2 protein-coding genes are annotated in these 610 nt (G+C 68.4%); both read right to left on the bottom strand.

What is annotated here, in order from left to right; translation table 11 throughout:
* A partial coding sequence (locus tag ABS769_RS22535) for a phage tail protein I (protein WP_350498301.1) occupies nt 1-214 on the bottom strand: 214 nt, incomplete at its 3' end.
* Nucleotides 207-610: baseplate J/gp47 family protein (locus tag ABS769_RS22530; RefSeq protein ID WP_350498300.1), on the bottom strand; the 404-nt coding region annotated here is incomplete at its 5' end. The genes ABS769_RS22535 and ABS769_RS22530, both read right to left, overlap by 8 nt.

The raw sequence follows: 610 nt of genomic DNA, 5'->3' as shown, positions 1-610 counted from the left end.
TGCGCAGGCGCGAGCGCTTGACCGCATCGCTCCAGTCGGCCTTCCAGTCGTCGACCGAGAGCGTCCACGCCAGCCATGGCAGATGGCCGGCCGGGCACGTGTCCGGGTTCCACAGATCGGGGTACGGGAGCGGGATCGCTTGCAGGCGCTCGGCGACGGCCGCCAGGGCGCGTTCCATCGGCGTGGCATTGGGCGGCAGCGGGGAATTACTCATCGATGCCGGCGTGCACGATGTCGATCGATGTGCAGTAGGCGGCCTGGGTACGGCTGATCCGGATGTCGGCTGCAGGCGAGTCCAGCTCGACACGTTGCACGCCATCGGCGAACAGCTTGGCCTTGATGGCCGACTCGGGCACGTCGCGGCCGATCCGATGCGCCTCATCCAGATACGCTTGCAGGCTGCGCAGCGCTTCGCGCATGACCACCGCCGAGTCGGGGCCGGCGTAGGTGTAGACGCGTCCACGGATGGCGTACGGGACGATCTGCGCGCTCTGCACGGCGACTTCGTCCGTCATCGGCCGCACGTCGTCATCGGTGAGCATGGCGGCCACTTGATCGAGCAGCGCCTGCGGTGCGGTGCCATCGCCGGTGCGCGATTGCACGGTGACCA

This window comes from Xanthomonas hortorum, assembly GCF_040279205.1.
Taxonomy (GTDB): Bacteria; Pseudomonadota; Gammaproteobacteria; order Xanthomonadales; family Xanthomonadaceae; genus Xanthomonas; species Xanthomonas hortorum_F.
Note: the sequence above shows the minus strand (reverse complement) of the source record. Positions and strands in the feature narration are given on the sequence as shown.